Here is an 892-nt window from a genome sequence, read left to right on the forward strand (position 1 = left end):
CGTCCACGACATGCCCGCCCGCGTCCCGCACCGCCCGCCGCACGGCGAGTGCGACCCCGGCGCCCGACGGATCCGGCGCCGCCATGTGGTGCGCGTCGGCGGACAGCCCCCACCCCGCCGCCTCGCAGTAGATCCGCGCTCCACGCGCGCGTGCGTGTTCCTCGGCCTCCAGGACGAGCACCCCCGCACCCTCCCCGTTCACGAATCCGTCCCGGTCCTTCCCGAACGGCCGTGACGGCGACGAACCGTCCGCCAGCCCCCGCGTGGACAACGCCCGCATCGCCGCGAACGACGCCATGATCGCCGGCGTGACGACCGCCTCGGCCCCGCCCGCGAGGGCGACGTCGACCCGGCCGTACCGTATGCGGTCGATGGCCGCCCCGATCGCCTCAGTGCCGGAGGCGCACGCCGCGGTGACCGTGCGGGCCTCGCCGGTGATGTGCAGGTCGAGGGAGACCTGGGACGCGGCCTGCGACGGAACGGTCATGGGGGTGGTCAGCGGTGAGACGCCGCGCGGCCCCTTGTCGCGCAGCTTGCGGTCGCCGCCGACGAGCACGGACGCGTCCCCGAGAATCGCGCCGAGGCTGACCCCGACCCGTTCGGGATCGAGCCCGCTCTCCCGCGTGCCGCCCGCCACGAAACCGGCGTCACCCCACGCCTCCCGCGCGGCCAGCACCGCGAACTGCGCGGCCCGGTTCATCCGCCGCGCCGCCTGACGCGGCAGCAGCTCCATCGGATCGACGGGCACGGTCCCGGCCACCCGCACGGGCAGTTCCGCGAACTCCTCGCCCTCCAGTTCCCGTATCCCGTGCCGACCGTCGAGCAGCCCCCGCCACAACTCGTCGACCCCGACCCCGAGCGGCGTGACGGCCCCCAGCCCGGTGACCACCAC

General features: G+C 75.6%; 1 protein-coding gene. It reads right to left on the bottom strand.

The window, feature by feature from the left end; all coding sequences use genetic code 11:
* Positions 1 to 892, bottom strand: an 892-nt coding sequence (locus tag ACNFOC_RS54710; RefSeq protein ID WP_416966357.1) for a beta-ketoacyl-[acyl-carrier-protein] synthase family protein, incomplete at both ends; no start/stop codon positions are given.

It is taken from the genome of Streptomyces colwelliae, assembly GCF_048158785.1.
Classification (GTDB): domain Bacteria; phylum Actinomycetota; class Actinomycetes; order Streptomycetales; family Streptomycetaceae; genus Streptomyces.